This is a genomic window from Tunturiibacter gelidiferens, assembly GCF_051013345.1.
GTDB classification, from domain to species: Bacteria; Acidobacteriota; Terriglobia; order Terriglobales; family Acidobacteriaceae; genus Edaphobacter; species Edaphobacter gelidiferens_A.
Window position 1 is genome coordinate 4,990,752 of the sequence record NZ_CP132939.1, and the last position, 25,553, is coordinate 5,016,304.

Below are 25,553 nucleotides of genomic sequence, written 5' to 3' on the forward strand. Positions count from 1 at the left end.
TCGCGCACCGCGGGGTGCCTGTTCAGAGCCGCCTCAATCTCTCCCAATTCAATTCGATAGCCGCGAATTTTAACTTGGAAGTCGGTGCGACCGAGCAACTCAACTTGTCCTTGTCCTCGGGATTGACATGCCAACGACCAAGATCTCCAGTCTTATAAATGCGCCCCTCCGCAAATGGATTATGCAGGAACCGTTCGGCAGTCAGGTCGGGACGCTTCCAATATCCACGTGCCAGTCCCATTCCTCCGATGTAGAGCTCCCCCACAACTCCAACAGGCACCGGATGCAGTCGATGATCGAGCAGATAAAACTGAGTGTTCGCAATCGGAGGCCCGATCAGCAACGGTCCTGTTCCAGCGGTCACTCGCGTAGCGGACGACCATATCGTTGTTTCAGTCGGCCCGTAGACGTTCCAAACCTGCTCACTTCTCTCCACCAGTTGATCCGCCAGGTCCCGCGGCAGCGCTTCACCACCGCACAGTACCTTCAGCGGCAACTCTCGGCTCCATCCCGCATCGATCAGCATTCTCCACGTGCCGGGAGTGGCCTGCAGCACGGTCGCTTTACTACGCTGCAGCAGTTGCAACAACAAGTAGCCGTCCGCGACCTCCTCTTCGTTCGCGATCACCAACCTCGCTCCCGTCAACAACGGCAACAACAGTTCCAGCCCCGCGATATCGAAGGCAAGCGTCGTCACGGCCACCAGAACATCCGATTGGCTCAGGCCGGGCTCACGCTCCATGGAACGCAACAAGTTCATCAGCGCGTTATGTTCAATGGCTACGCCCTTCGGTCGGCCGGTTGTGCCAGAGGTATAGATGACATACGCCAACGAATCCGACGCAACGGCCATATTAAGCGGTGAGTCATCCTCCTCCGCTATCCTGGTATCCAATACCAATACCTTCGCCGCCGTTCTGAATCCGGGTTGTGCAGAAGTGAACGAGTCGTCCACCAGCAAGAACGCCGCGCCTGCGTCCTCAAGCACCATCTCCAATCGTTCCTTTGGATGCCGCGGATCCAGCGGCACATAGGCCCCCGGCCTTCAGCACTCCGAGTAGAGCTCCCAGCATCTCGACTGACCGCGGAACGCAGAGTCCCACCAGATCGCCCGCCTTCAGCCCCTCCCGCTGCAGCCTGTGCGCCACACGATTCGCATAGTGATCCAGTTCTCTTCCCGTCCATCTCTTCGAGCCGCACTCAACGACGACCTCATCCGCCTTTTCCCGAGATCGTGTCTCGGCCCACCGATGGATCGGTATAAACCCTCGCTCGAACTCTACCTCGGTCCGGTTCCACCCCTCTACGATCTCCAAACGGTCTTTCTGATCCAGCAGCTCCAGCTCATCCACCCGCACCGCCGCATCCCTTACGACGCTGCTCAGCAGATTGGCATACTGGCGCATCCAACGGCGAACCGTCTCTCCGTCAAAGAGGTCCGTATTGAAGTCGCAATCGAATTTGAGATCGTCTTCGGTTTCGATCACATTCAGGAACATATCCGTATTCACAAACTGCTTCGGGTTTGCTTTGATATCCGCCGACAGACCGTCAAAGCCGATGCGGGTCCCGATCTTTTCAAGATTGAACTGCACCTCGATCAAGGGAAGGCGTCCCGCATCTCTCGGAATCGAAAGCTTGTGAAGCAGGCTGCCGTAAGTAAACTCCTGATGATCGAACGCATCGAAGAGCACGTTGCGAGTTGCGGCGAGATGGCTCTTTACCGTCTCCCCTCTGTCAACTGGCTCAACATCGGCAAAAAGTGGACACAATGTCCAACGAGACTCGCGTTTTGAAAGAGAGCCTGCCCAGCCGTGGAGATTCCGACCACTACCTCCGGTTGACGGGTCAAACGATGCAGCAAAAGTTGAAAGCCCGAGAGCAGCGTGACATAGAGCGTACAACCCAACCGCGCGCTCGCACCCTTCAGATCCGTATACAGTGCGGACCCGAGACTACCCTTCAAGGTCGCACCGGAGTAAGTCTTATTCACCGGACGAGGTCTGTCGGTTGGCAGATCAAGCACCGGCGCAAGGCCGGAGAACTTATTCACCCAATAAGCTTCATTGTCCGCAAACTCACCCGACTTCTGCCGGGTCTGCTCCTGGACGGCATAGCTACTGAACGGAAGCAGAGGAAGCAGCTTTTCGCTTGCGCTCTCCTTTGCGCTATAAAACCTGCTCAGCTCTTCGAGGAGTTGATTCACGGACCATCCATCGAGAACAATATGATGTCCGGTAAAGAGCAGCACCGTCTCATCCGCCGACATCTTGAAGATCGTCGCGCGCGCAAGCGGCCCCTCTGTCAGCGAGAACGGCGTCTTCCCTTCCCTCTCAATGGCCTTCTGCAGCGTCTGCTCTCGATCCGCGGCTGCTACCGAAGAAAGGTCCGTCTGCTCAACAACTCCATGAAAGGTCGGAGCGATCAATATCAATTCGCCATCTTCACTGATTGTGCTGCGCAGGGCATCGTGTCGAGCAAAGACCAACTCGAGTGCCTGCTTCAGCGCGGCTTCGTCGACATTGCCGCGCAGTCGGAGCGTCACCGATTCGTTGAACGCACAGTTCATCTCATCGCCCAGCGCGGCCGCAAAGTAGATCTCGCGCTGCGCCTCAGTGATCGGAACCTGGGCAGGAGAATCCTTGAGAGCCGCAGGATGCATCGCAGACACTGGCGCGACAATCGCATGACTCCGATGCTCTCCATGGCTGGGAAGCGCATTGCTGGACTGCATCTCTTCGACCGTCTCCCGGAACACGGCTTCAACCTTTTGCAAATCTTCTTCCGAATGCGCTGTCGTGAGGAAGCAGGGATATCCCTCCTGAATATGAACTCCTTTCTCCCGCATCGCATAGTACAGAAGACTGCCAAGCCGGGCATCGCCGTGGAAGGTAAAGTAAAACCACGATGCGAAGTGATTGATCCGGCTCGGAACACCGCGCTCAACAAAGAAGTTATCCAGCCGCGTCGCCATCTCAGCGGTCTTTCGATTCAGGTCAAGCTGAAGCTGCGGCCCAGCGGCCTTCAAGTGGTTGAGTACCGCGCGAGCTGCTGCAAGAGCCTGTGGATGTCGAACGAAGGTCCCGGCGAAGAAGGTCACGCCAACCTCAGGGATCGAAGCATCGCCATACTGCCACGCTCCGCCGTCGAGCGCATCCATGAACTGTGCCTTGCCCGAGAGAACACCGATCGGGTATCCACCGCCAATCACCTTGCCGTAAGTTGCCAGATCCGCGCGAACTCCGAACGCCTGCTGCACACCACCCGGAGCAAGCCTGAAGCCAGTAACAACCTCGTCAATGATGAGAGCAATCTCGGCCTGTTCCGTTATCTGTCGAACCGTCTTGATGAAAGCAATGGGTTGAAGGCCAGGGTTGCGCGTCTGCACTGGCTCAATCAAAACAGCCGCAATCTCACTCGCATTCTTGCGGATGTACTCAAGCGAAGCGTCCGCACCATACTCCAGCACAACCACATTTCCTGTATTCGCAAGTGGAATTCCTGGCGCCAGCGGCACCGTTCCCCGTGGTGTGTTGCGAACAAGAACTTCATCGAACGTTCCGTGATAATCGCCAGCAAAGTAAATAATGCGATCTCGTCCGGTAACAGTGCGAGCCACGCGAATGGCCGCCATCACCGCTTCGGACCCAGTATTGCAGAACGTTACTCGATCGTTCCCCGTCAGCTCGCAGATCTGCGCGGCAACCTCGCCTGCCAGCGGAGACTGTGGCCCGATGGCAACACCTTCTTCGATCTGCTTATGGACAGCGTCCAGCACAAACTGCGGAGAGTGCCCGAACATGATTGCGCCGTAACCATTCACGATGTCGATATATTCGTTACCATCGACGTCCCAGACCCTCGAACCCTTGGCGCGTTCGGTCACAAGCGGATACACCATCTCCTTCCACTGCGGACGGAATCCGGCGACCGCACGAGGATCCGCAAGATGAGGCCGCGCCTTGTCGGTCAAGCGCTTGGACCCGGGCGTCTTCTTCACATACTTGGCAATCAGCTCGTCGAGATACTGCTGCTGATCGCGGTCAAGATCCTGTTGAACCCGCGGCTGCAGCGGCCTGTAAGATCCGTGCTTTACCTCAGCCGTGTCGCCTGTCGATGCGGGAGCCGCTGACGAGGATGCACCAGTTGTCACACCAGAAGTGGCAGGCGGCATAGCTGCTGACGCCGTCGGTGTGACAGCCAAAGCAGGCAACCCCGTGGTAGCGCGCAACGCTGCCATCTGCTGCTCAAACACCTTCGACATCATCGCCATCTGCTCGCTAAAGAGCCGCTCCGCTGCAGATCCAGCAGGGGACGAGGAGGCCGGACTCGAGAAGCTCGCGACCGGTGTGGAAACGCTGGAAGAAGTGGCTGCCGTCGACACTGGAGCCGCTTGAACCTGCGCTGCTGCAGAAAACGCATCCGGCGGAAGCACGCTGTCCAGATAGCCGGCAAGGCTCGCAATCGTCGAATATTGCTCCATGATCTGGCGGAAGGTCAGCTTCACGCCAAACTTCTTCTGAATTCCCTGCGTAGCCTGGGTAAGAAACAGCGAGTCGAGACCAAGCTCCAGAAACTGATGATCGACCTGATCCGGGGTGACTTCAATCCCGCTCAGCTGAGTAAAGACTTCTGCAACAATTGGCTGCAGACGCAGTTTGCGCTCTTGCATTGGTACCTCTTTTAACGGTTCGATCGCGGCGGAAGCACCCTCCCTCCGCGTGGTGTATCCAGCATCTCTGTTGCAGGAACAGCTGGGAGTTCCTTACTCGTCGAGCCAGCGGTAAACGGCGGCGGCTCTACCCAGTACAGCTTGCGTTCAAACGGATAGGTTGGCAGAGACATCCGTCCCCGCTTCTCCTCGGCGTACACCTTCGTCCAGTCCGGCGTGGCCCCCGCCGTCCACAGCTGCCCAAGCGCCTCCTGGAGCGACCCCGCCTCCACGGGGGACTGTTCATCTCGCTGCGAAAGCGACGAGACAATAACGGCCGCACTACTATTCGGCTGTTGACGTGCGAGTGTCGTCAGCGTATTTCCCGGCCCAACCTCGAGCAATATCTGCGGAGTGGACATCAGCGTCTTCAGCGCATCTGCGAAACGAACCGGATTACGAACCTGGTCCGCCCAGAAGCGCGGGCTCGTCGCCTGTTCTGGCTCGATCCATGTCCCCGTGAAACTCGAAACATACGGGCGAACCGGACGGTGCAGAGTGACCTTGGCAACCTCCGCCTCGAATCCAGCCAGCATCGGATCCATCATCGACGAGTGAAACGCATGCGAAGTACGCAGCCTGCGGAAGAGCGCTCCATCCGACGTCAGCTTCTTCTCCAACCGCTCCACGGCCTCAAGCGGACCCGCCAGCACACTCAACTTCGGAGCGTTCAACGCAGCAATCGAAATGTCGGCGGCAAGATACGGCTGAAGCTCCGACTCGCTAAGCCGCACGCCTACCATCGCTCCGCGCGGCATCTCCTGCATCATCCGTCCGCGAATGCTAACCAACCGCAAAGCATCTTCGCGGCTCATAACTCCCGCAAGAACAGCAGCCACATACTCCCCAATGCTGTGGCCCGCGCAGGCTCGTGGCTCGATTCCCCACGACTGCCAAAGCTTAGCCATCGCAAACTCCGTCACGAAGATCCCCGTCTGCGCGAACTGAGTCTGTTGAATTCTCTCCGCAGCCTCCGGCGCAGCGACATCAATCGGGAACAGAACGTCACGCAGATCGAGGCCGAGCAAAGGCCGCAGAATCTCCGAGCACTCATCCACTTCGCGACGGTACAGCAGTTCGCTCTTATATAACGAGCTGCCCATGCCTGCAAACTGCGACCCCTGTCCCGGAAACAGGAAGACAACCTCAAGCCGTTTCGCAGGAACTACGCGCTGCGCCTGCGCACTGGCAGACGAAAGTTTCGCGATCGCGTCTTCAACTCCCGCGCATACAAACGCAGCACGGTGATCAAACGCCTTTCTTCCGACCGCCAGCGTGTAAGCCTCGTCTTCGAGAGGAACTTCAGGGTGCTCTTTGACATACCGGGCAAGATTGCCGATAGCAACCTGCAGCGCAGACTGCGATCTCGCCGAGACACAGAGCAACTGCGCCGAGCGCAAAGAAGGTGTCAACGACTGGAAGGCAGGCGCTTCCTCCAACACAACATGCGCATTCACACCGCCAACGCCAAAGGCGCTCACACCCGCTCGTCGCGGTCCATCGGATCGCCACGGGCTCAGTTCGCGATTCACGTAGAAGGGCGAACCTTCAAAGGCTATGTTCGGATTGGCACTTTCGAAGTTGGCCAAAGGAGGCAGCGTCCCTTTGTTCAGAGAGAGCGCCGTCTTAATAACCCCCGCCACACCCGCGGCCGCATCGAGATGCCCAACGTTTGCCTTCGCGGTGCCGATCGCGCAGTAGCCCGCAGCGTCGGTGCTCAAACGAAACGCCTTCGTCAGAGCCGCGACCTCGATCGGATCGCCCAGCGGCGTCGCCGTTCCGTGTGCCTCAATATAAGTAATAGTGCGCGCATCGACCCCGGCCATCGCTTGCGCAGCTGCAATCACGCCCGACTGGCCGTCCACGCCGGGAGCCATGTATCCAGCCTTCATGGACCCGTCGTTGTTCACTCCAAACCCGCGAATCACAGCGGTAATGTGGTCGCGGTCCGCAATGGCATCCTCCAGCCGCTTCAGCAAAACCACGCCCGCGCCGTGGCTGAACACCGTGCCGGTCGCGGCAGCGTCGAACGGCCTGCAGAAACCGTCCTTCGATCCAATGCTTCCTTCCGAGTACAAATGTCCGCGCCTCTGCGGAAACGTCACCGAAACGCCCCGGCCAACGCCATGTCGCACTGGTAGTTCAGCAGGCTCTGACTCGCCTGAGCAACCGCAACCAGAGAAGTCGCACAAGCCGACGCCACGCTGATGCACGGCCCACGCAGATTCAACTTATAGGCAACGCGAGTCGTCAGAAAGTCTTTATCGTTTCCCATAAACGACCGGAACTCGCCAACCTGATAGCTTCCCGTCACCTCATCGATAAACGCTCGATCGCGGCACAAGTTCGCCAACAGGTAGGTATTGAGGCTGCACCCACCAAAGAGTCCGATCTGCCCCGCATACGTCGATTGGTCGTAACCTGCATCTTCCAACGCATTCCAGCATGTCTCTAGAAAGATCCGATGTTGCGGATCCATGCTTTCGGCATCGCGAGGTGATACTCCAAAGAACTCAGCATCGAACATTCCGGGATCATCGAGCACTCCCCGCGCGGCAACATAATCCGAGCCGTTCTCGAGCCCTGCGCTGTTTCTCGCCTCCAGTTCGGACGGAGAAAAATGTGAGATCGTGACCTTCCCGGCGGCGATATTCTCCCAGAACGCCTCCACATCCGGCGCTCCCGGGAACCGTCCCGACATGCCGATGATTGCGACGCAGTCCAGCATCTGCTCGTCGCCCGCATTCGCGTCAGTCCTACTCGTCTCTTGATTGAATCGTTCGCTCATGACGCCACACCCTTCGTCGCCCGAGCCCGCGCGAACGCACCTCTGGCCTTCAGTGCCTGCTGCTGGATTGCATCTTTCTCCGAAGCTGCCGATCCATTCGTCGAGAGACGCTTCGCCAACGACCGCACTGTCGGGCACTCGAACATCAACGTAATCGGAATCAGCCGCTCGAACTGCGCCTGCATTCGCAGGTGAGCGCTAATCAGCAGCAGAGACGTCCCCCCGAATCGAAAAAATTGTCGTCCAGCCCAATTCCCCGGAGATCGAGTACATCGGTAAACACTCGCGACACCTGCTCCTCTGTTTCAGACAGCGACTGTGACGCCGAATCCGCCGTCGCGACACTACCAGACCCCATCGAAGGAGCAGGCAAGGCGGCAACATCCAGCTTGCCGTTCACAGTGAGTGGAAGTTCTTTCAAAGCGGTATACGAAGAAGGCCTCATCTGCGCAGGCATCTTCGAAACAAAAAACTCGCCAAGTATCCTGGCGGTCAATTCAACGCCTGGAGCCGCAACAAAATAGGCTGCTAACCGCTGTCTTCCTGTCTTATCCGTATGCGCCACTACGCACGATTGCTTCACCCCGGAACCTCGGCCAGCGCCGCTTCAACTTCTCCCAGTTCGATGCGAAAGCCGTTGATCTTCACCTGGCTATCATTCCGGCCGAGATACACAATCTCGCCATCAGGGCGAATCCGTGCAAGATCGCCGGTTCGATAAAGCCGAGAACCAGCCACCGCCCCAAAGGAATCAGCAATAAAGCGTTCAGCGTTCAGCTGCGGACGATTCAGATAGCCGCGCGTGACTCCGCCCCCTCCGACATAAAGCTCACCCACCTCGCCCTCTGTCACGGGCTTCTTCGCTTCATCGAGCAGATAAAGCTGCATATCGGGTATCGGCGTCCCAATCAGACTCTCTTGCACCGACTCCGACTCTGCCGCCGTGATAGGGCGGTACGTCACGTGGACCGTAGTCTCCGTAATCCCGTACATGTTCACCAGCCGCGGAGCAGTATCTCCATGACGCTGAAACCACGGAGCCAGCTTGCGGTACTGTAAAGCCTCCCCGCCGAAGATGACCACACGCAGTGACAGCGGAAGAACCTCACTGTCCTGCTCCACCTGGATCAACATGAAAAATGCTGATGGGGTCTGATTGAGCACCGTCACCCGCTCCATCGAAAGAAGCTCGTAGAAATCCCTTGGCGAGCGGCTCACGGCGAAGGGTACGATCACCAGTTTCCCGCCCGTCAATAGCGGTCCCCATATCTCCCACACCGAAAAGTCGAACGCCAAGGAGTGAAACATCGTCCACACATCGTTCGCTCCGAAGTGAAACCACGCGTCAGTCTGCTCCAGAAGGCGAAGCACATTCCTGTGCGTCACCATCACACCCTTCGGTTTCCCGGTCGAACCCGAGGTGTACATCAGATACGCCAAATCTTCTCCCGTGGAGGCAGATAGCGGAGCATCCGGCCTCGGAGAGTCCGACAGGATTGCCGGACGATCCATCTCCACGACCGCCACGGACAAGGCAGTTAACTCGTCAGATATCCCCGAAGGAAGAGAGGCGGTCGTTAGAATCGCCACCGGCCTGGCATCCTCCAACATCTCCAGGACCCGGGCCTTCGGATACCCAAAGTCAATCGGAAGATACGCGCCCCCGGCCTTCAGTATCCCGAGTATCGCCACCAACATCTCGGGCGAGCGGTCAAGATAGATGGCAACGAAAGAGTCCGTTCGAACCCCAAGCTCCCGTAACACCTGGGCGAGACGATTCGCCTTGGTATTCAGCAGACCGTAGGTCCAGCGAACCTCTCCGCAGACGACCGCAATCTGGTCTGATTTTGCCGCAGCCACCCGCTCAAAGACACTCACGATCGTGTCGAGAGCCCTCCCGTTCCATCCGTTCATCTCCGGAGTCTTGGGAGTCTGGGGAAGACCCATCAGTCGCTCGCCCTCAGTGGCCGGATTCTTAACATGCCCTTCTTTCTCCATCGAGCCCCACGCAGATCAGAAACGCAGCAGAAACGAAATTGACTCAGAGTGCCCTACCGGCATTGGCTAATCGATCGCAAATTCGCTGACATCGCTTGAGACGTAAAAGATGCAACTGGTGCGAAAGGTACTGCCAGAAGCTCTTGAAGTCAACCCGTTTATGTTGCCTAATTGTACGCATAATTCGAAAAACCGATTAAGACTATCGTGCTCGAAAATACCTGAAAGTTGTATGTTTCCCAATATTTCACCATCTCCCAGGCGCATCGGAACTAAAGTACCCAAGGCACTGGTTATGATGGCAACACGCTTGCATCGCGCCCGTTGTCTCTTATGTCGAGTGATTGGAAACAGGTCGATACCCTCCCGCCACTGCAGGCCGGAGAAGTACAACTCTGGCGGATCGATCTGGCTGGCGCCGCGGGACTGCATGACCGTTTCGCCCCGCTTCTCACTCCGCCCGAACAACTCCATGCAAACCGTCGCCGGACTGGACGGGTTCATGAACATTTTTCCGTTGGACGGGCATGTCTGAGAATCCTCCTCGGAGACGCTACGGGGCTCGATCCCCTCTCTCTACCGATCACAACCGGAGTTCACGGAAAACCTGAGCTCTCGCAGCTCAAGGCATCCAGCATTGCCTTCAACATAGCTCATTCCAAAGACACAATCCTCATCGCACTGACCCGTAGCGGCCCCGTCGGAGTCGATGTCGAGTACTTCGACCGGTCGACCGACATCATGGAGGTCGCCCACCATAACTTCACGGAGAAAGAAAGCCGTTCCCTGGCCGCAATCGCCGACCCACAGGCTCGCATCAAGACCTTCTATCGCTACTGGACCCGCAAGGAAGCAGTTCTCAAAGCAGACGGCCGGGGCCTTATCGCCTCCCTGGGATCCTTCGATATATCGTTCGAATCAGTCAACATGCACCCAGTTCGCATCGCCGAATCAACGGACAATCCAGGGAAGTTGTTCTTCGTCAGCGATTTATCCCTGGGGATCGAGGCAGCCGGAGCAATCGCACTCGAGTCACCCGACTGTCCAGTCAGGCAGCTGATCTTCCCTCTAAGCCGCCCGTGGTGACCCGTCCCGACTCCGGTACAAAGATACGCATAGCCTTCTCCCGATCATCCGACAAGCGTGCTGATACGTCTATCACTTGAGGAACAGATGCCCCTTCAGACAAACTCCCGTATTGTTACGCCCCCGCACCCGCTGCGCTCGCTCCAGAGAGCAGAAAAACCTGGCTCGTCACCGCCACCAGCCTTGCGTTTATCGTTCTGCAGAGCGCCTGCACGGCTGTCATCGCCCTCAGCGGGGTCCGAGTCGCCATCGGCCTCAGCGCCCTCGCGTCGGCCACCTTCGGCATCCACCCGCCTCCTACCGGCTTCCACCGCGACGCTATCCGAATCCCCATGATGATCGTCGCAACCCTCGGCTCCCTCATCAACCTCTATGTCCTCTGGCGGATTCGCTCCCTGCGCTCTCGCCCCTCCTCGCAGTGGCGCACCCAGCCCGCCACCCCCAGCCAGCTGCGCTCAGAGCGCTTTCAGGTCGCGCTCGCCATCATCACCCTGCTCCTGGTAGCCGCCGAGGGTATCGCCCACGCCATCTTCCACCGCGCCGCGTAGAACCCTTAGCCGTCACCCTCTTCCTCAGTCCCGCGAGGTTTATACGAGAACCCCTTCATCTCCGCCTCCAGCCTCGCATGGAGCCGCTCGCTAAAGCCCAGCGGCAGCTCAAACACACGCTCGTCTGCCGTCAAAATCAGAATATTGCGCGTCGAATCCAGAATCGCCGAACAAATCTCGCAGTGCTCCAGATGCTTCTGCACCTCTTCCAGCACCCCAGCATCCAGCGTCCCGTCCAGATAGCCGGAGATATGCTCCCACACATGCTTGCACTCTAAAACCATGGGAACCACCTCCGCTTCGGCATTACCTGTTTCAACTGCGGAGCCAGCCGCTTCTGCAGCATCAGCCTTGCGCGATGCAGCCGCACCTTGGCCGCCGCAACACTAATACCAAGCGCCTCCGCCGACTGGTTGACGCTCAAATCCTCCATATCGCGCAGCACAAACACCTCGCGATAGATCAACGGCAGATCGGTAATTGCATCCTGTAGCAATAGTCGAACCTCCTGCCGCTCCAACGCCTCGGAAGGAATCTCCCGCCAATCCCGCAGCAACGCCGGCGACACATGCCCGCCTTCATTCAGCTCATCCAGCGACTCCGTCTTCGCGGTCTTCTTACGCCGCAGCCGGCTCCGAGCCTCGTTCAGCGTAATGCTGATCAGCCATGTGCTGAACTTCGCCTCGCCGCGAAACTTCTCAAGGTTGCGGAACGCCTTGAGAAACGCCTCCTGCGCCGCATCCTCTGCATCCGCCTCGTTCTGCAACATCGACAACGCCATGCTGTAGACGCTGCGTTCATACGGCTGGATCAGATCATGAAACTCGTGCGTATTGCCCGCAACGATGGAGGCGATCATTTGAGCTTCATTCCTGTTCTCGGAGATTGCGGTCATTGCTTCTCGATCCATCCTCGATAACGCTTCTTCAACAACGCATCCACGGAGAACAACCCGGCACCGAACACCAGAACCATCGCCGCCGCGAACAGGAAGGTGTATGGATCAGCGTTATAGAACTTGCCCGGATCCGAGAACACCGCAAAGAGCGCCTCTCGATCGGCAGTCCAGTATGCCACCAACATATTCACCGTAAGCATCAATCCGATAAGCCGCGAGCCGAGCCCCACAATCAGCACCAGTCCACCAACGAACTCCAAGCCCGAGACGAAGTGAGCACTCACCGCAGGAAGCGGAATATTCAGGCTCGTAAAGTAGTCAGTGATCTTATCCAGATGATGCAACTTCCCCCATCCGCTCTGGACAAGCTGCCACCCCCAGTAGAGACGCACCACCAGGAGAAATGGGGATTGGAGATAAGAAGCCAATGCTGCAAACTTTGCATACACCTCAAGCAGTTTTTTCATCACAACCCTCTTCTCTCCACTCCAGCGAGCGTGAACCAATCTGAGCAATCTTACGCACGCCCCAGATAAATGCAGGCTCGGCCAGGAACCTGTTAGGACCTGCACGTACTTAGAACCACGACGATGAAATTGGTTACAGGGTCCGCGTGAACTTGAAGAGAGATCGCATCGAACAACCATACTTCTCTTCGCACGTCTTAAATCAGCCGTCGGTTAGAAACGCTCGAGTTCAAGACATCCGACCCGTGGTTTTGTCACGTGCTCGTGACTCACCCTCCTGAAGAAACTGCGCCCTGACGGTCGATCAAAAAGTTTGAGGAAGAAGCGTCTCTAAGCCGGCAGAAGGTCCGGGATAGACCAGAACCACCTCCCCGGCCGTCACAAATCTATCGCCGTTCGTCACAAAACCATGCACCTGCTTTTGGCGATAGGCTGAACTCTGGCGCCTTATGTCCAACCTCTGGCGTCTCGCCAGTCAGCAATGGCGAAGGGCCAATCATCAACAGCCCTAAAGCCAATACCAGGAATTTCCTGACGATAATCCTTCAACCCCAACTAGCGTGCCATAACTCCGGCCACCCCCGGCCCGGGTTTTATCCAACGTGTCCCGGTTGGAGTACACCGCGCCAAAAGGTTACAGAGAGTGATAGGCTTCCGATGTTCCACTGTCGCTGTAACCTTTGTGCCTTGACGTAGTCGAATGAGCGGCAAGGGAAAAACTGGCGAACTATCCTTGTCGCGAATGCAATCCGAAGTAGGGAGTTTCGCCGTTAACTCATTGCTACGATCTGCGTAGCCATCATCCACGTCCGGCACGTTCTTTCGCGTGCGGCTCAACCAGGAAAGGCTCATCTCAATGAAGAATTCAGCACAATCTCTCGCTCTGGCCGCTGCGTTTGCAGGTCTGTTGGGCGGTACCGCTGTCCGCATGAACGCCCAGACCGCGCCGGCCAACAACACCCCCACCACCACCGTGCACGCCGGCGTTCTCATCGCCCAGGACAAGCCGGATCTTCCGAAGCACTCCTGTAAGGGCAAGAACGACTGTAAGGGTCAGGGCGGCGGCAAGCACCCCGGAAAGAACGATTGCAAAGGTAAGGGCGGATGCGCCACCGACGGCTCCAAGCCCTCGCTCGCCTAAGCATTACCCCTGTCTGGAGGCCTGGTTATCTCTTCAAGCCTCCAGACCTCTTCACCATCTATTAACAAAAGGGGAGACATGCCGGCCAATCGCTTCAACGGATTCAGCGACTACGGCGTAGGGATCGGCCTTCGCGTCCCACACTACGACCACATCTTCGCCGAAAAGCCCGTCGTTGACTGGTTCGAAATCATCTCCGAGAACTACATGGTCGACGGTGGCCGCGCGCTCAAAGTCCTCGACCAGATCCTCGAGCGTTACCGCGTCGTCCAGCACGGCGTCTCCATGTACTTCGGCTCTGCCCAGCCAGCCGACCGCGAGCATCTCAAGCGCCTCAAGACCCTCACCCGTCGTACCAAAACCCCTGGCTCTCCGATCACCTCTGCTGGGGCAGCGTAGACGGGCGTTACACCCACGACCTCCTCCCCATGCCGTACACCTTCGAGGCTGTGAGGGCGACAGCCGCACGCATTCGCGAGGTTCAGGACTTCCTCGAAATCCCCATCGCCGTCGAAAACGTCAGCAGCTACGCCGAGTTTCATGAGTCCCAGATGACCGAGTGGGAGTTCCTGAATGAAGTCGTCGAAGCCGCCGACTGCGGCATCCTGCTCGACGTCAACAACATCTACGTCTCCTCGCAGAACCACAACTTCAACCCCTTCGACTACGTCAACAGCGTTCCCGCAGAGCGTGTCGCGCAGATCCACATCGCCGGCCATTCGAAGTTCGAGAAGTACATCCTCGACACCCACGATCACCCCGTGCTCGATCCCGTATGGCGTCTCTATGCAAGAGCCATCGAGCGCGTCGGCCCCACTGCAACCCTCCTCGAATGGGACGACAACATTCCGTCCTTCGACGAGGTTCACTCCGAAGCGCTGAAGGCTACGCAATATCTCACGCCACCAGAATCTCCCATTCCCTCGGAGAGAACAGCAGAAGCAGACCTCAGAGAGGTCGTGCACCAGTGAACCTGCTCGAACTCCAACGCCGCATGGCCGAAGATGTAATGCGTCCCCTAACGCCCGACCTTCAGATGCAGCCGGCAACCTCCGATGGCAGATCGACGCAGGACCTCGCAAGCACCTACATCAAACCCAACGACCGCCTCTCCTCCTTCGACCGTCTCGAAATCTACAACCGTCAATACTGGTTCCGCGTCATAGGAGCTGTCTCGGAGGACTTCCCCGCCGTCGGCGCCGTCCTCGGAGCAAAGAAGTTCGACAGCATGATCCTCGCCTATCTCCGCGAGAATCCATCCACCTCCTTCACCCTTCGCAACCTCGGCTCGAAGCTACCGAAGTGGCTCGAGTCGCACCCCGAATTCTCTCCGCGCCGCCATAATCTCCTCCTCGACGTCGCCCGGCTCGAATGGGCCTACGTGGAGGCCTTCGACGGAGCCGACCTCCCGCCCCTCACCGCCACCGACTTCGGCGACCTCGGCGGCGCTTCCCCGCTCTTTCTTCAGCCCCATCTCCAACTGCTGGACCTCCGCTACCCCGTCGACGAACTCGTCCTGGCCGTCCACCGCCAGACCGCACCCAGCGACATCATGAGCAACGCCGTCACCGAGCGCAAGCAAGCCCGGCGAACCCGTCTCCCCGCCATGCGCCGCTCCCGGATTCATCTGGCCGTCCACCGCTACGAAAACTCGGTCTACTATCGGCGAATCGACCTCGAAGCCTTCCGCCTCCTCTCCGCTCTCAAGAGCGGAACCTTACTCGGTAAGGCGCTCGAAATCGCCTTCAGCGAAAGCACCCTCTCCCCGAAGACCAGGCCGCAAAGATTCAGGAGTACTTCGCCCACGCCTCCGAACTAGGCTGGTTCTGCAACCGACACGAAAGCTGACTCTCGCCCCAACCCAGAATTTCCTCCGAAATCTCGCGCGTTCTTCGTGCTGACACCTCGAGCGCGTATCATACCGACGCCGAATTCCGTGCCGGTGACGTGCGCCGGTTGCGACTCGTGAGGAAGCCTGTCATCCTTATTCCAAACTGTTGACGAGGCATCCATTTCGTCGCATCTGGCTTCCGACGATACAGGCCAATCTTTGTGGCCGTCGTTTTCTCGAAACAACACAAAACCGGTCCATTAGGATTGGAGCGCGACTAAGGCCTTCTGCACGAGGAACCCTGCATGGAATTTCACATCTCCCGCGATCTCCGAGAAAAACTGGACCTGGACGATCTGCTCTTCAACTTCACCGGCAACATCGTCTTCGGCAACGTTGCCGCAAGCAGAAAGCTGGCAAAACAGCTTCAGTATCTGCGCACCCAACAGACTGATTCAACTCGAGTCGTAAATGCCGGGGCCCTCTTCGCCATGGGCCTGATCGACGAACTCAATCACGCGATGATCGCGCGTTACCGCAAGGAGATTGATCCCGCTGTCTTCGCCGAGGCCGTCCGCTGGTTCACCGGTCACGCCATCCCCGCCGAAATCGAACGCCTCCTCCTCACATTCACCACTCAATTTCCCAACGTAGCTGTCTATCGCGGCGAGCTCACCCCTGCCCAATGGCTAAACGGCACCACTGACGGCCTGCCCAACCGCGAAGCAGCCCTCGAAGAACTCCTCCTCCTCTGGCTCGCCAACATCAACCCCGCCTTCACCCCTTCCGCGAACTCTTCGAGGACACTCCCCTCAAACAGCAGACGATCTACCAAACCGTTACCGCGGCCTTTCCCGACTACTTCACCACCCGCCCGCCCATCTCCCCCGAAGTCGGGAGCCTCCTCGACGCCCTCCGCGCCCCCTTGCTCGCCTCGCCCGACTCTCTCACCGGTCAACTCGACTACATCCGCGAGCACTGGCCAAAATATCTCGGCGAAGACCTCCGCCGTGTCCTCCTCGCCATCGACGTCCTCCGCGAAGAAGACCTCGCCATCTGGATGCGCTTCCATCCCCCGGCCCCGACCAATACCGTCACGGAGCCCCCGGCCGAGGCGGCGAAGGCTTCGTCGGCGACGAGTACATCGGCTTCGAAGACGAGTACATCACCGGCCCCGACGGCACCCGGCAACGCCGCTACGGCCACGACTACCAGGCGCCCCTCAACGAGTACGAAGCCTTCAGCGCCGACCAGGCATGGATGCCCACCGTCGTCCTCATGGCCAAGAGCACCTACGTCTGGCTCGAGCAGCTCTCAAAAATACCTCCGCCACATCCATCGCCTGGACCAGATCCCCGACGAAGAGCTGCGCCTCCTCGCCGACCGCGGCATCACCGGCCTCTGGCTCATCGGCCTATGGGAGCGCAGCGTCGCCTCCCAAACCATCAAGCGCCTCCGCGGACACACCGACGCCGTCGCCTCCGCCTACTCCCTCAAGGAGTACCAGATCGCCGAAGACCTCGGCGGAAACCACGCCTACGAAAACCTCCGCGACCGCGCCGCCCGAACCGGCATCCGTCTCGCCAGCGACATGGTCCCAAACCACATGGGCATCGACTCCAACTGGGTCATCGAGAATCCCGACTGGTTCCTCTACCGTTGGGAGAGCCCCTTCCCCGTCTATCGCTTCGAAGGCCCCGACCTCTCCACCGACAGCCGCGTCGAGATCAAAATCGAAGACCACTACTACGACCAGTCCGACGCCGCCGTCGTCTTCCGCCTCCGCCACCACCGCGACGGCGCCACCCGCTACATGTACCACGGCAACGACGGCACCACCTTCGCCTGGAACGACACCGCACAGCTCGACTACTCCAAAGCAGCCGTCCGCGAGCACGTCATCCAGGTCATCCTCCACGTCGCCCGCCTCTTCCCCATCATCCGCTTCGACGCCGCCATGGTCCTCGCCAAACGCCACGTCCAGCGCCTCTGGTTCCCTCTTCCCGGCGCGGGCGGTTCCATTCCCTCACGCGCCGAAAACGCGATGACCCAGGAACAGTTCGACTCCCTGATGCCTCACGAGTTCTGGCGCGAGGTCGTCGACCGCGTCGCCGCCGAAGTTCCCGGCACCCTGCTCCTCGCCGAAGCTTTCTGGCTCCTCGAAGGCTACTTCGTCCGCACTCTCGGTATGCATCGCGTCTACAACAGCGCCTTCATGAACATGTTGCGCGACGAAGAGAACGCCAAATACCGCTCCTACCTCAAAAAGACCATCGAGTTCGACCCCGACATTCTCAAACGCTACGTCAGCTTCATGAGCAACCCCGACGAGCGCACCGCCATCGACCAGTTCGGCTCCGGCGACAAATACTTCGGCGTCTGCACTCTGCTCGCCACACTCCCCGGCCTGCCCATGTTCGGCCACGGCCAGATCGAAGGCTACACCGAGCGCTACGGCATGGAGTTCAAGCAAGCGAAGATGGAAGAGTGGCCCAACGAGCACCTCGTAGCCCGCCATCAGCATGAGATCGCGCCTCTGCTCAAAAACCGCCACCTCTTCGCAGAAAGCACCAACTTCGTCCTCTACGACTTCTGGACCGAGTTCGGCAACGTCGACGAGAACGTCTTCGCCTACTCGAACCGCTCCCACGGCCAGCGCGCCATCATCCTCTACAACAACAGCTACGGCAGCACTTATGGCACCATCCACTTCTCCGCCGCCTCGGTCGACAAAGCCACCGGCCGCCTTCGCCAGAGAAGTCTCTCCGAAGGCCTCGATCTTCCCTACAACTACTTCACCTTCTTCGCCTATCGCGACACCGCCCACGGTCTCGAATATCTCTGCCGCAGCACCGATCTCCACCACACCGGCCTCTCCATCGATCTCCGCGGCTACCAGTACGCGGTCCTGATCAACTGGCGCGAGCTTCACGCCACCGTCGAGCAGCCCTGGGATCAGCTCTACGACGCACTCAACGGCGCCGGCGTCTACAGCGTCGAAGAAGCTCTCTCAAAACTTCGCCTGCGCCCGCTGCATGAAGCCTTCCGCCAGGCTCTCAACGAGAATCACATTCGCGCATTCGCAACCGTTGCCTCGGAGCTTGCAGCCAACGAGACCGTATCGATCGCGACGAAGCCCGCTGTACCGAAAGCGGGCGAGAGACCATTCACAGATTATAAGGAGAAAGCTCAACAGCAACTCCTTAACGCCAAATCACCCACAGAAAAAATCAACGGTGCCTCTGCCACACACCGCGAACAGCTTGCCTTTGACCCCCGACTGCAGCCATTTGTGAAATGCAGTCAGCGCTTCTTTGAAAAGGTGCTCCAGAATCTACCCGCCGAGACCGAAGATCCCACCCAACTCGCCTCTGCAGCCGAGGTCAAACCCTCCCTCGCAACCGAACCCCTCCACCCGCGACCTACAAAGGCATCTGCGAGACCTTGACGAAAGCGGCCGTCCATCTCATCTCAATCTCCAAAGACTTCACCTCTACCCTGCCGCCAGCCGTGGCCAACTTTCTACCCGATAACAAAGCAGCCCATCAGACCGAACAAATCTGGGCGCCTATTCTGGCTTGGATCACTCTGAGCAGTCTTCCGCATAAAGACCAGGCGGATCTCTTCGACAAGCTCCAGTTACGCTCTGCTTTATCGGAGACATTCAGCGCCATCGGCATGGAAGGGGAAAACACCTGGCGTGCTGCTGCTCGCGTAAGAATCCTGTTGTCTAAATCCGACACATCTCCAGCCGCAGTCAAGACCGAAGAATTCTGGTCCGATTCAGATGTTCGATGGCTCACCAGCGTCAACGAGTCCTCTGGCAATACTTACTTCAACAAAGAAGGATTTGAAGAGCTGCTAGGTTGGCTCCAACTCCCCGCGCTGATAAAAACCGTACAACAGTCCCCTGTCCATTTCGACTCGCTCACGAAGCTCGAAGCCGCTGCGATGGACTCCTGCGTCTCGGCGCAGAAAGCTGGTTACAATCTAAACCGCTATCTCAGTCCCGAACCACCCTCAACGAGCGGAGAGATAGAAGCCGGCACCCCTGCCCTAACTCCGGCCCACACTCCCGAAGTGGAATCAGATCCCAAGACGAAATCATCCGCTAAAAAGAAGGCTGCCCCTAAGAAACGTCCCGAACCCACCACCCCCAAAACCTAATCCGACGGGGTAGTCCCATCGCTGAACAGCTTCAGAGCCCGTCCTCCAACGATGATTTTTTCTCAACCTCCGCATGGGTAAACGGGCGTTCGATGTTCTCGGTGTCGATCACCTGACACCATGGTTTCCCTGAAGGCGATGAGGGCAGCACATACTCGACGCCATCCTGCGCCGCGTTCACAACCAGAAAAAACTGTCGTCGATAACCGGGCTGCCGTCCTCATCGGTCACCTGCAGCGTCTGTCCATTCAGGAGCACGGCCACGGAGCGGTTCCACTCAGTATTCCAAACCTCGTCAGGGACCTGGTTGCCGTCGGTGTTAAACCATGCGACATCCTTGATGATCAGATCCTCGCCCTTCCTGCGAATCTCGCGATCCTGAAAAATTTCCTCCGATGCAGATTTGGATGATTCAAACGGAAGTGGATCAGTTGACTCGTAAAGTCGCGCACCCGCTTGCGACGTTCATCCAGATCCCAATCGTGCCACGTCAGCTCATTGTCCTGGCAATAGCAGTTGTTATTACCCCTCTGCGATCTCGCTATCTCGTCGCCTCCGCTCAGCATCGGCACGCCCTGCGAGAGCATCAACGTAGCCAACAAATTTCGTGTCTGCCTCTCCCGCAACAGGTTGATCCCTTCATCGTCCGTCGGACCTTCCGCTCCCATGTTCCACGAGTCGTTGCTGTCCGAGCCATCCTTGTTGTCTTCCCCATTGGCTTCGTTATGCTTCTGGCTGTAGCTCACCAGATCGCATAGGGTGAATCCATCGTGCGCCGTGATGAAATTGATGCTCGCGTACGGCTTCCGACCGTCGTACTGATAGAGATCGCTCGATCCGGTAAGACGGTTGCCAAGATCCGAGAGCTGTCCTCCGTCACCCTTCCAAAACCGGCGCACAGTATCGCGATACTTCCCATTCCACTCCGCCCATAGAACAGGAAACTGCCCCACCTGATAGCCTCCTTCGCCTACATCCCAGGGCTCCGCAATCAGCTTTACGTCCGCAAGCGTGGGGTCCTGGTGAATCGTGTCGAAGAAGGACGAGAGCCGGCTGACGTCGTGGAGTTCACGCGCAAGGGTAGCCGCAAGATCAAAGCGAAAACCATCGACATGCATCTCCGTAACCCAGTAGCGCAACGAATCCATCAGCAACTTCAACACCTGCGGATTCCGCACGTTGAAGGTGTTACCCGTACCCGTGTAGTCCACGTAGTAACGAGGATTCTCTTCATTCACTCTGTAATAGGTCGTGTTACAGACTCCTTCCAGCAAAGAGTCGGGCCAAATTGATTGCCTTCGCAGGTGTGGTTGTAAACCACATCAAGAATCACCTCGATCCCGGCCGCGTGAAGCGCCTTCACCATGTGTTTGAACTCGTTCACCTGGCCACCAGTATCCCCGCACGAGCTGTAACGAGCCATCGGAGCAAAATACCCAAGCGTGTTGTATCCCCAGTAGTCCACCAATCCCCTATCCACCAACGGCCCCTCATCGATAAAGTGATGAATCGGCAACAACTCCACCGCCGTCACTCCAAGCTGCTTCAGGTAGTCGATGCCGGGCTCGCACGCTAGCCCCGCGTAGGTCCCGCGAAGCTTCTTTGGAACCCTGGGATTTCGAATGCTGAAGCCCTTCACATGCATCTCGTAGATCACCGAGTCAGCAAGTGGAGTCTCCGGCCGGCAGTCATCTCCCCAATCGAACTTGCTGTCAACCACAACACACTTTGGAACCCCGTCCGCGCTGTCCTGCGTGTCCATCTTCAGATCGTCTCCAGAGGCAACGTCATGCGCAAAGATGGGCTTCTTCCAATCCACCTGCCCCGAGAGCGCCTCAGCATACGGATCCACCAGAAGCTTATTTGGGTTGAAGCGATGACCACGTTCCGGCTCCCACGGCCCATCGATCCGGTACCCATAAAGCTGCCCGGCTTTGATATTACGAACAAGACCATGCCAAACGTAAGCAGTCCGTTCCCGCAGAGTCACGCAATCGGTCTGCTTGCCTGCAGCATCGAAGAAGCAGAGATCAACTCTTGTAGCGCCTTCGGAAAAAATGGCGAAATTTGTGCCTTTGCTCGATACCGTCGCACCAAGCGGATACGGTCGACCAGGAAGAAGTGTACGTTTCATAACCCTTTCGATGCGGCCAGCGATCCGCAGTTACGAAGAATATGCTCTAATTCGAATTCACTTTTAGCTCGCTTCCAAATCTCCAAAGATTACCCGCACTTTCGAAAATCAACGACCGTCGCGACAAAACGGCTCTGCTTTTTCAGTGCATCGAGCCGCCCGCCAGCACGCTCGAAGCAGAACCGCACTTAGAGACTCTTACCACTCGAAGCTGGAAATCAACTCACTCCCCAGCCCCCTTCCGATACCAACGCGATCCAACCTGACCTACAATAAAGCCAATGGACCTTGCCGCCAAATCCGCGAAGCTCCACGCAACTCTGCAGCAACTCGGCAGCGTCCTGGTCGCCTACTCCGGCGGCACCGACTCCGCTTACCTCGCCTACGCCGCCCACCAGGCCCTCGGCGACAAAATGCAGGCCGTCATCGCCGACTCCCCTTCCTCCCGCGCGCCGAACTCGCCGCCGCCCTCGCCTTCGTCGCCGATCACAACATCCCCATCCAAATTCTCCGTACCAACGAACTCGAAAACCTCGACTACCAGCGCAACGACGCCCACCGCTGCTTCCACTGCAAAGACGAGCTCTTCCAGCAAATGGAAGAAGCCCGAGCCGCCCGTAACTTCGCCCACATCGCCTACGGCATGAACCTCGACGACCGCGCCGACTTCCGTCCCGGCCAGCAAGCCGCCGCCCAGCATCACGCCGTCGCCCCTCTCGTCACCGCCGGTCTCACCAAACAAGAGATCCGCACCCTCGCCCAGCAATCCGGCCTCACCCTATGGGACAAGCCCGCTAGCGCCTGCCTCTCCTCGCGCATCGAGTACGGCCGCCCCGTCACCCGCGAAAATCTCTCCCAGGTCGAGCAAGCCGAAGAAGCCCTCCACGCCCTCGGCTTCCCTCAGGTCCGCGTCCGCCACCACGGCGACCTCGCCCGCATCGAAATCGCCCGCGCCGATCTCCCCCGCGCCCTCTCCCTCCCCAAGCTCGAAGCCATCACCGCCGCCATCAAGCCCCTCGGCTTCCTCTACGTCACCCTCGACACCGAAGGCTACCGCTCCGGCTCCATGAACGACACCCTCCTCGCCTCCTCCTCCATCCTTCCCGCCCGATAAACGCCGAACCACGAACATGAAACAATAAACCCCATGCGTATCGCTTACCTAGACTGCTTCGCCGGCATCAGCGGCGACATGTTCCTCGGAGCCCTCCTCGACGCCGGAGTCAATCCCAACATCCTCCACGAAGCCGTCTCCGCGCTAAACCTCAACGCAACCCTCAAGATCGAAAAAGTAGACCGCAGCGGTATCTTCTCCACCAAGGTCCACGTCTACGAAGGCACAAACCTCGCCGAAGCCAACACCGTCGAGCCAACCCATCCCCACCAAAACGAAGAAGCAGACCAAACCCACCAGCAGACCCACACCCATCAACACCACCCCAAAACCCAGCACCAGCACAAAACCGGCCATCCCCACACACACGACCACGAACACACCCACGGCCGCTCCCTCACCGTCATCCGCGATCTCATCACCGCCGCATCCCTCCCCTCCGCCGTCAAACAAACCGCCATCCACGCCTTCGAACTCCTCGGCGCCTCCGAAGCAAAGATCCACAACGTCCCCGTCGAGAAGATTCACTTCCACGAAGTCGGCGCAGTCGACGCCATCGTCGACATCGTCGCCTCCTCCGCCGGCCTCCATGCCCTCGCAACCGACAAGTGGTTCTCCTCCCCCATCAACGTAGGTGGCGGCATGGTCGACTGTGCCCACGGCCGCTTCCCCGTCCCCGCCCCCGCCACCGCCGACCTTCTTCGCGGCCTCCCCACCTACTCCGCGCTCATCGAAAAAGAGCTCGTCACCCCCACCGGAGCCGCACTCCTCCGCGCCCTCGCGCCCACCTTCGGTCCCCAGCCCGCCATGCGAGTCGAGCACATCGGCTACGGCGCCGGCACCCGCAACCCGAAGGACTTTCCCAACGTCCTCCGCCTAAGCATCGGCGAAGCCGACAACTCCGCCCAAACCATCCCAGCCCCAAAGCACTCCCTCAACAAACACCACACCCACGACTCACAAACCGTCACTGTCCTCGAAACCGCCCTCGACGATCTCTCCCCTCAGATCCTCGCCTACGTCTCCGAGACCGCGTTGGCGATGGGCGCACTCGACGTCATGCTCACTCCGGTCGTGATGAAAAAGGCCGCCCCGGCACCCTTCTCACCGTCCTCTGCAACCCCTCCGACAGCCCCGCCCTTCAGCAATTAATCCTTCGCGAAACCAGCACTCTCGGCCTCCGCATCCGTCAGGACAGCCGCGTCTGCGTCGACCGTCATCACGCCCACGTCACCACCCCTACGGCGAAATCCGTGTAAAGATCGGGACCCTCGACGGACACGAGTGCAACATCGCTCCCGAGTTTGAAGACTGCCGTGCTGCCGCCACAAAACACAACGTGCCATTGAAGCTGGTTCAACAATCTGCCATCGCAGCGTACCTCAAATAGCCTCCACTTCAGCCCTCTGCCCCGGGAACCTGCATCAAATCGGATGACAACCTTTTCAGCACAGGAGTACACCCATGGAGCGTAGAGACTTTCTCAAGACAGCAACCGCAGCCAGCATGAGCGCAGCGATCCCGCTCAACGCACAAGCCCCAAAGTCAAGCACTCAACCCGTCAAACGTCCCGAATCCCCCGACATGATCTATCGCGAGCTCGGCACCACTGGCGAGCGCGTCTCCGCCATCGGCATGGGCGGCTATCACCTCGGCAAACAGAAGGACCCAGCCGAAAGCATTCAGCTCCTCCACGCCGGCATCGACCGCGGCATCACCTTCCTCGACAACTGCTGGGACTACAACGACGGCATCTCCGAGGTCCGCATGGGTCAGGGCCTCCGCAACGGCTACCGCCAAAAAGTCTTTCTCATGACCAAAATGGACGGTCGCACCGCCGACGAATACAACAAGCAACTCGAACAATCCCTCGGCCGCCTCCAAACCGACATGATCGACCTCGTCCAATTTCACGAGATCATCCGCATGGAAGACCCCGACCGCATCTTCGCCCCCGGCGGAGCCATCGAAGCCGCCGTCGCCGCCCGCAGCGCAGGAAAGATCCGCTACATCGGCTTCACCGGACACAAAGATCCCGTCGTCCATCTCCGCATGCTCGAGACCGCGCAGAAACACAACTTCCACTTCGACACCGTCCAGATGCCCATCAACGTCATGGATGCGCACTTCCGCTCCTTCGAAAAAGAGGTCATGCCCGTCGCGCTCAAACAAGGCATCGGCATCCTCGCCATGAAGACCTTCGGCGATCCCTACATTCTCAAAAGCAACACCGTCCAACCCATCGAAGCTCTCCACTACGGCCTCACGCAACCTGTCTCGGTCATCATCACCGGCATCGACAACACCCAGACTCTCGATCAAGCCTTCGAAGCCACACGCACCTTCAAACCCCTCGACCAGACGCAGATCAATTCCCTTCTAGCACGCACCGCCACCGCCGCCAGCGAAGGCAAATTCGAACTCTTCAAAACCACCAACCACTACGACGGCACCGCCCAAAATCCAAAGTGGCTGGGATGATGTGGCTAGGATGGTGTGAGAGAGTACAAATCCAGTCGGACGCGCCTTCAAGTAAACCCGACCACAAAGGTCAATCGAACCCCGTCACCCCGGCCACAAAGGTCAATCGAACCCGTCACCCGGCCACAAAAAACGTCATCTCGACCGAAGCGGTTCACGGTCCTATCGTGAACCGCGCAGTGGAGAGAC

General features: G+C 58.5%; 20 protein-coding genes and 4 pseudogenes. 10 read left to right on the top strand and 14 right to left on the bottom strand.

Going from position 1 to position 25,553, the window contains the following annotated elements; genetic code table 11:
* Nucleotides 1-22: 22 nt before the first annotated feature.
* The 6 genes and pseudogenes from RBB80_RS25070 to RBB80_RS25095 form a co-directional block, all read right to left on the bottom strand.
* Nucleotides 23-4,672: pseudogene (locus RBB80_RS25070) on the bottom strand (non-ribosomal peptide synthetase); the annotation flags it as partial.
* Between the two features lie 11 nt (nt 4,673-4,683).
* Nucleotides 4,684-6,717, bottom strand: a complete 2,034-nt coding sequence (locus RBB80_RS25075) for a type I polyketide synthase (RefSeq protein ID WP_433969859.1) — start codon at nt 6,715-6,717, stop codon at nt 4,684-4,686.
* Between the two features lie 9 nt (nt 6,718-6,726).
* Nucleotides 6,727-7,499: pseudogene (locus RBB80_RS25080) on the bottom strand (beta-ketoacyl synthase N-terminal-like domain-containing protein); the annotation flags it as partial.
* Complete coding sequence (locus RBB80_RS25085; protein WP_433965024.1) at nt 7,496-7,684, bottom strand: hypothetical protein; 189 nt, start codon at nt 7,682-7,684, stop codon at nt 7,496-7,498. The gene RBB80_RS25085 and the pseudogene RBB80_RS25080, both read right to left, overlap by 4 nt.
* Before the next feature lie 17 nt (nt 7,685-7,701).
* The gene (locus RBB80_RS25090) at nt 7,702-8,082 is read right to left on the bottom strand and encodes an AMP-binding enzyme (RefSeq protein ID WP_433965025.1); all 381 of its coding nucleotides are present in this window, start codon (nt 8,080-8,082) and stop codon (nt 7,702-7,704) included.
* The gene (locus RBB80_RS25095; RefSeq protein ID WP_433965026.1) at nt 8,079-9,446 is read right to left on the bottom strand and encodes an amino acid adenylation domain-containing protein; all 1,368 of its coding nucleotides are present in this window, start codon (nt 9,444-9,446) and stop codon (nt 8,079-8,081) included. The genes RBB80_RS25090 and RBB80_RS25095 overlap by 4 nt, the downstream gene beginning before the upstream one ends.
* A 384-nt stretch (nt 9,447-9,830) precedes the next feature.
* Here RBB80_RS25095 and RBB80_RS25100 point away from each other — a divergent pair, with 384 nt between their 5' ends.
* On the top strand, nt 9,831-10,583 hold the full coding sequence (locus RBB80_RS25100) for a 4'-phosphopantetheinyl transferase family protein (protein ID WP_433965027.1): 753 nt from the start codon (nt 9,831-9,833) through the stop codon (nt 10,581-10,583).
* Between the two features lie 115 nt (nt 10,584-10,698).
* On the opposite strand, the gene RBB80_RS25105 is transcribed toward RBB80_RS25100, so the two are convergent.
* Nucleotides 10,699-10,917, bottom strand: coding sequence for a hypothetical protein (locus RBB80_RS25105; protein ID WP_433965028.1), 219 nt, complete (start codon nt 10,915-10,917; stop codon nt 10,699-10,701).
* On the opposite strand from RBB80_RS25105, the gene RBB80_RS25110 reads away from it, so the two are divergent.
* On the top strand, nt 10,916-11,131 hold the full coding sequence (locus RBB80_RS25110; protein ID WP_433965029.1) for a hypothetical protein: 216 nt from the start codon (nt 10,916-10,918) through the stop codon (nt 11,129-11,131). The genes RBB80_RS25105 and RBB80_RS25110 overlap by 2 nt on opposite strands.
* Before the next feature lie 5 nt (nt 11,132-11,136).
* Here the strand turns inward: RBB80_RS25110 and RBB80_RS25115 are convergent, their stop codons facing one another.
* Genes RBB80_RS25115 through RBB80_RS25125 form a run of 3 tightly spaced genes read right to left on the bottom strand, consistent with a single transcriptional unit; the run spans nt 11,137 to nt 12,496 of the window.
* Nucleotides 11,137-11,415, bottom strand: coding sequence for an anti-sigma factor family protein (locus tag RBB80_RS25115; RefSeq protein ID WP_433965030.1), 279 nt, complete (start codon nt 11,413-11,415; stop codon nt 11,137-11,139).
* Nucleotides 11,406-12,026, bottom strand: coding sequence for a sigma-70 family RNA polymerase sigma factor (locus RBB80_RS25120; RefSeq protein WP_433965031.1), 621 nt, complete (start codon nt 12,024-12,026; stop codon nt 11,406-11,408). The genes RBB80_RS25115 and RBB80_RS25120 overlap by 10 nt, the downstream gene beginning before the upstream one ends.
* Nucleotides 12,023-12,496: a DoxX family protein gene (locus tag RBB80_RS25125; RefSeq protein ID WP_433965032.1), complete on the bottom strand. Its 474-nt coding sequence runs from the start codon at nt 12,494-12,496 to the stop codon at nt 12,023-12,025. The genes RBB80_RS25120 and RBB80_RS25125 overlap by 4 nt, the downstream gene beginning before the upstream one ends.
* 856 nt (nt 12,497-13,352) lie before the next feature.
* On the opposite strand from RBB80_RS25125, the gene RBB80_RS25130 reads away from it, so the two are divergent.
* The 3 genes and pseudogenes from RBB80_RS25130 to RBB80_RS25140 all read left to right on the top strand — a co-directional run bounded on the left by RBB80_RS25130 (nt 13,353) and on the right by RBB80_RS25140 (nt 15,456).
* Nucleotides 13,353-13,637: a hypothetical protein gene (locus RBB80_RS25130; RefSeq protein WP_179638355.1), complete on the top strand. Its 285-nt coding sequence runs from the start codon at nt 13,353-13,355 to the stop codon at nt 13,635-13,637.
* Nucleotides 13,638-13,715: 78 nt separating this feature from the next.
* Nucleotides 13,716-14,608: pseudogene (gene bufB, locus RBB80_RS25135) on the top strand (MNIO family bufferin maturase).
* The gene (locus RBB80_RS25140; protein ID WP_433965033.1) at nt 14,605-15,456 is read left to right on the top strand and encodes an HvfC/BufC N-terminal domain-containing protein; all 852 of its coding nucleotides are present in this window, start codon (nt 14,605-14,607) and stop codon (nt 15,454-15,456) included. The pseudogene bufB and the gene RBB80_RS25140 overlap by 4 nt, the downstream one beginning before the upstream one ends.
* Nucleotides 15,457-15,923: 467 nt before the next feature.
* Here RBB80_RS25140 and RBB80_RS25145 read toward each other — a convergent pair whose 3' ends face one another.
* Together RBB80_RS25145 and RBB80_RS25150 are read right to left on the bottom strand one after the other, a co-directional pair.
* Entirely contained in the window at nt 15,924-16,109 is a 186-nt protein-coding gene (locus RBB80_RS25145; protein ID WP_433965034.1) for a hypothetical protein, read from the bottom strand.
* A gap of 17 nt (nt 16,110-16,126) precedes the next feature.
* Nucleotides 16,127-16,540, bottom strand: a complete 414-nt coding sequence (locus RBB80_RS25150; protein WP_433965035.1) for a hypothetical protein — start codon at nt 16,538-16,540, stop codon at nt 16,127-16,129.
* Here RBB80_RS25150 and RBB80_RS25155 point away from each other — a divergent pair.
* The gene (locus RBB80_RS25155; RefSeq protein WP_433965036.1) at nt 16,529-18,916 is read left to right on the top strand and encodes an alpha-amylase family glycosyl hydrolase; all 2,388 of its coding nucleotides are present in this window, start codon (nt 16,529-16,531) and stop codon (nt 18,914-18,916) included. The two genes, RBB80_RS25150 and RBB80_RS25155, sit on opposite strands and share 12 nt — an antisense overlap.
* Nucleotides 18,913-19,635 carry a hypothetical protein gene (locus tag RBB80_RS25160; protein ID WP_433965037.1) on the top strand — a complete coding sequence of 241 codons (723 nt, stop codon included), beginning with the start codon at nt 18,913-18,915 and terminating at the stop codon, nt 19,633-19,635. The genes RBB80_RS25155 and RBB80_RS25160 overlap by 4 nt, the downstream gene beginning before the upstream one ends.
* Nucleotides 19,636-19,979: 344 nt before the next feature.
* Here RBB80_RS25160 and RBB80_RS25165 read toward each other — a convergent pair whose 3' ends face one another.
* Together RBB80_RS25165 and RBB80_RS25170 are read right to left on the bottom strand one after the other, a co-directional pair.
* The gene (locus tag RBB80_RS25165) at nt 19,980-20,873 is read right to left on the bottom strand and encodes a hypothetical protein (protein WP_433965038.1); all 894 of its coding nucleotides are present in this window, start codon (nt 20,871-20,873) and stop codon (nt 19,980-19,982) included.
* Nucleotides 20,870-21,769 (bottom strand): alpha-amylase family glycosyl hydrolase, encoded by a 900-nt coding sequence (locus tag RBB80_RS25170; RefSeq protein ID WP_433965039.1) that lies wholly within the window; start codon nt 21,767-21,769, stop codon nt 20,870-20,872. The genes RBB80_RS25165 and RBB80_RS25170 overlap by 4 nt, the downstream gene beginning before the upstream one ends.
* 145 nt (nt 21,770-21,914) lie before the next feature.
* Between RBB80_RS25170 and larE the strand changes: the two genes are divergently transcribed.
* The 3 genes and pseudogenes from larE to RBB80_RS25185 all read left to right on the top strand — a co-directional run bounded on the left by larE (nt 21,915) and on the right by RBB80_RS25185 (nt 25,364).
* The gene (larE, locus tag RBB80_RS25175) at nt 21,915-22,883 is read left to right on the top strand and encodes an ATP-dependent sacrificial sulfur transferase LarE (RefSeq protein ID WP_433965040.1); all 969 of its coding nucleotides are present in this window, start codon (nt 21,915-21,917) and stop codon (nt 22,881-22,883) included.
* 78 nt (nt 22,884-22,961) lie between these two features.
* Nucleotides 22,962-24,273, top strand: a pseudogene (gene larC / locus RBB80_RS25180) (nickel pincer cofactor biosynthesis protein LarC).
* A 74-nt stretch (nt 24,274-24,347) separates the two neighbouring features.
* Nucleotides 24,348-25,364: an aldo/keto reductase gene (locus RBB80_RS25185; RefSeq protein WP_433965041.1), complete on the top strand. Its 1,017-nt coding sequence runs from the start codon at nt 24,348-24,350 to the stop codon at nt 25,362-25,364.
* Nucleotides 25,365-25,553: the final 189 nt, after the last annotated feature.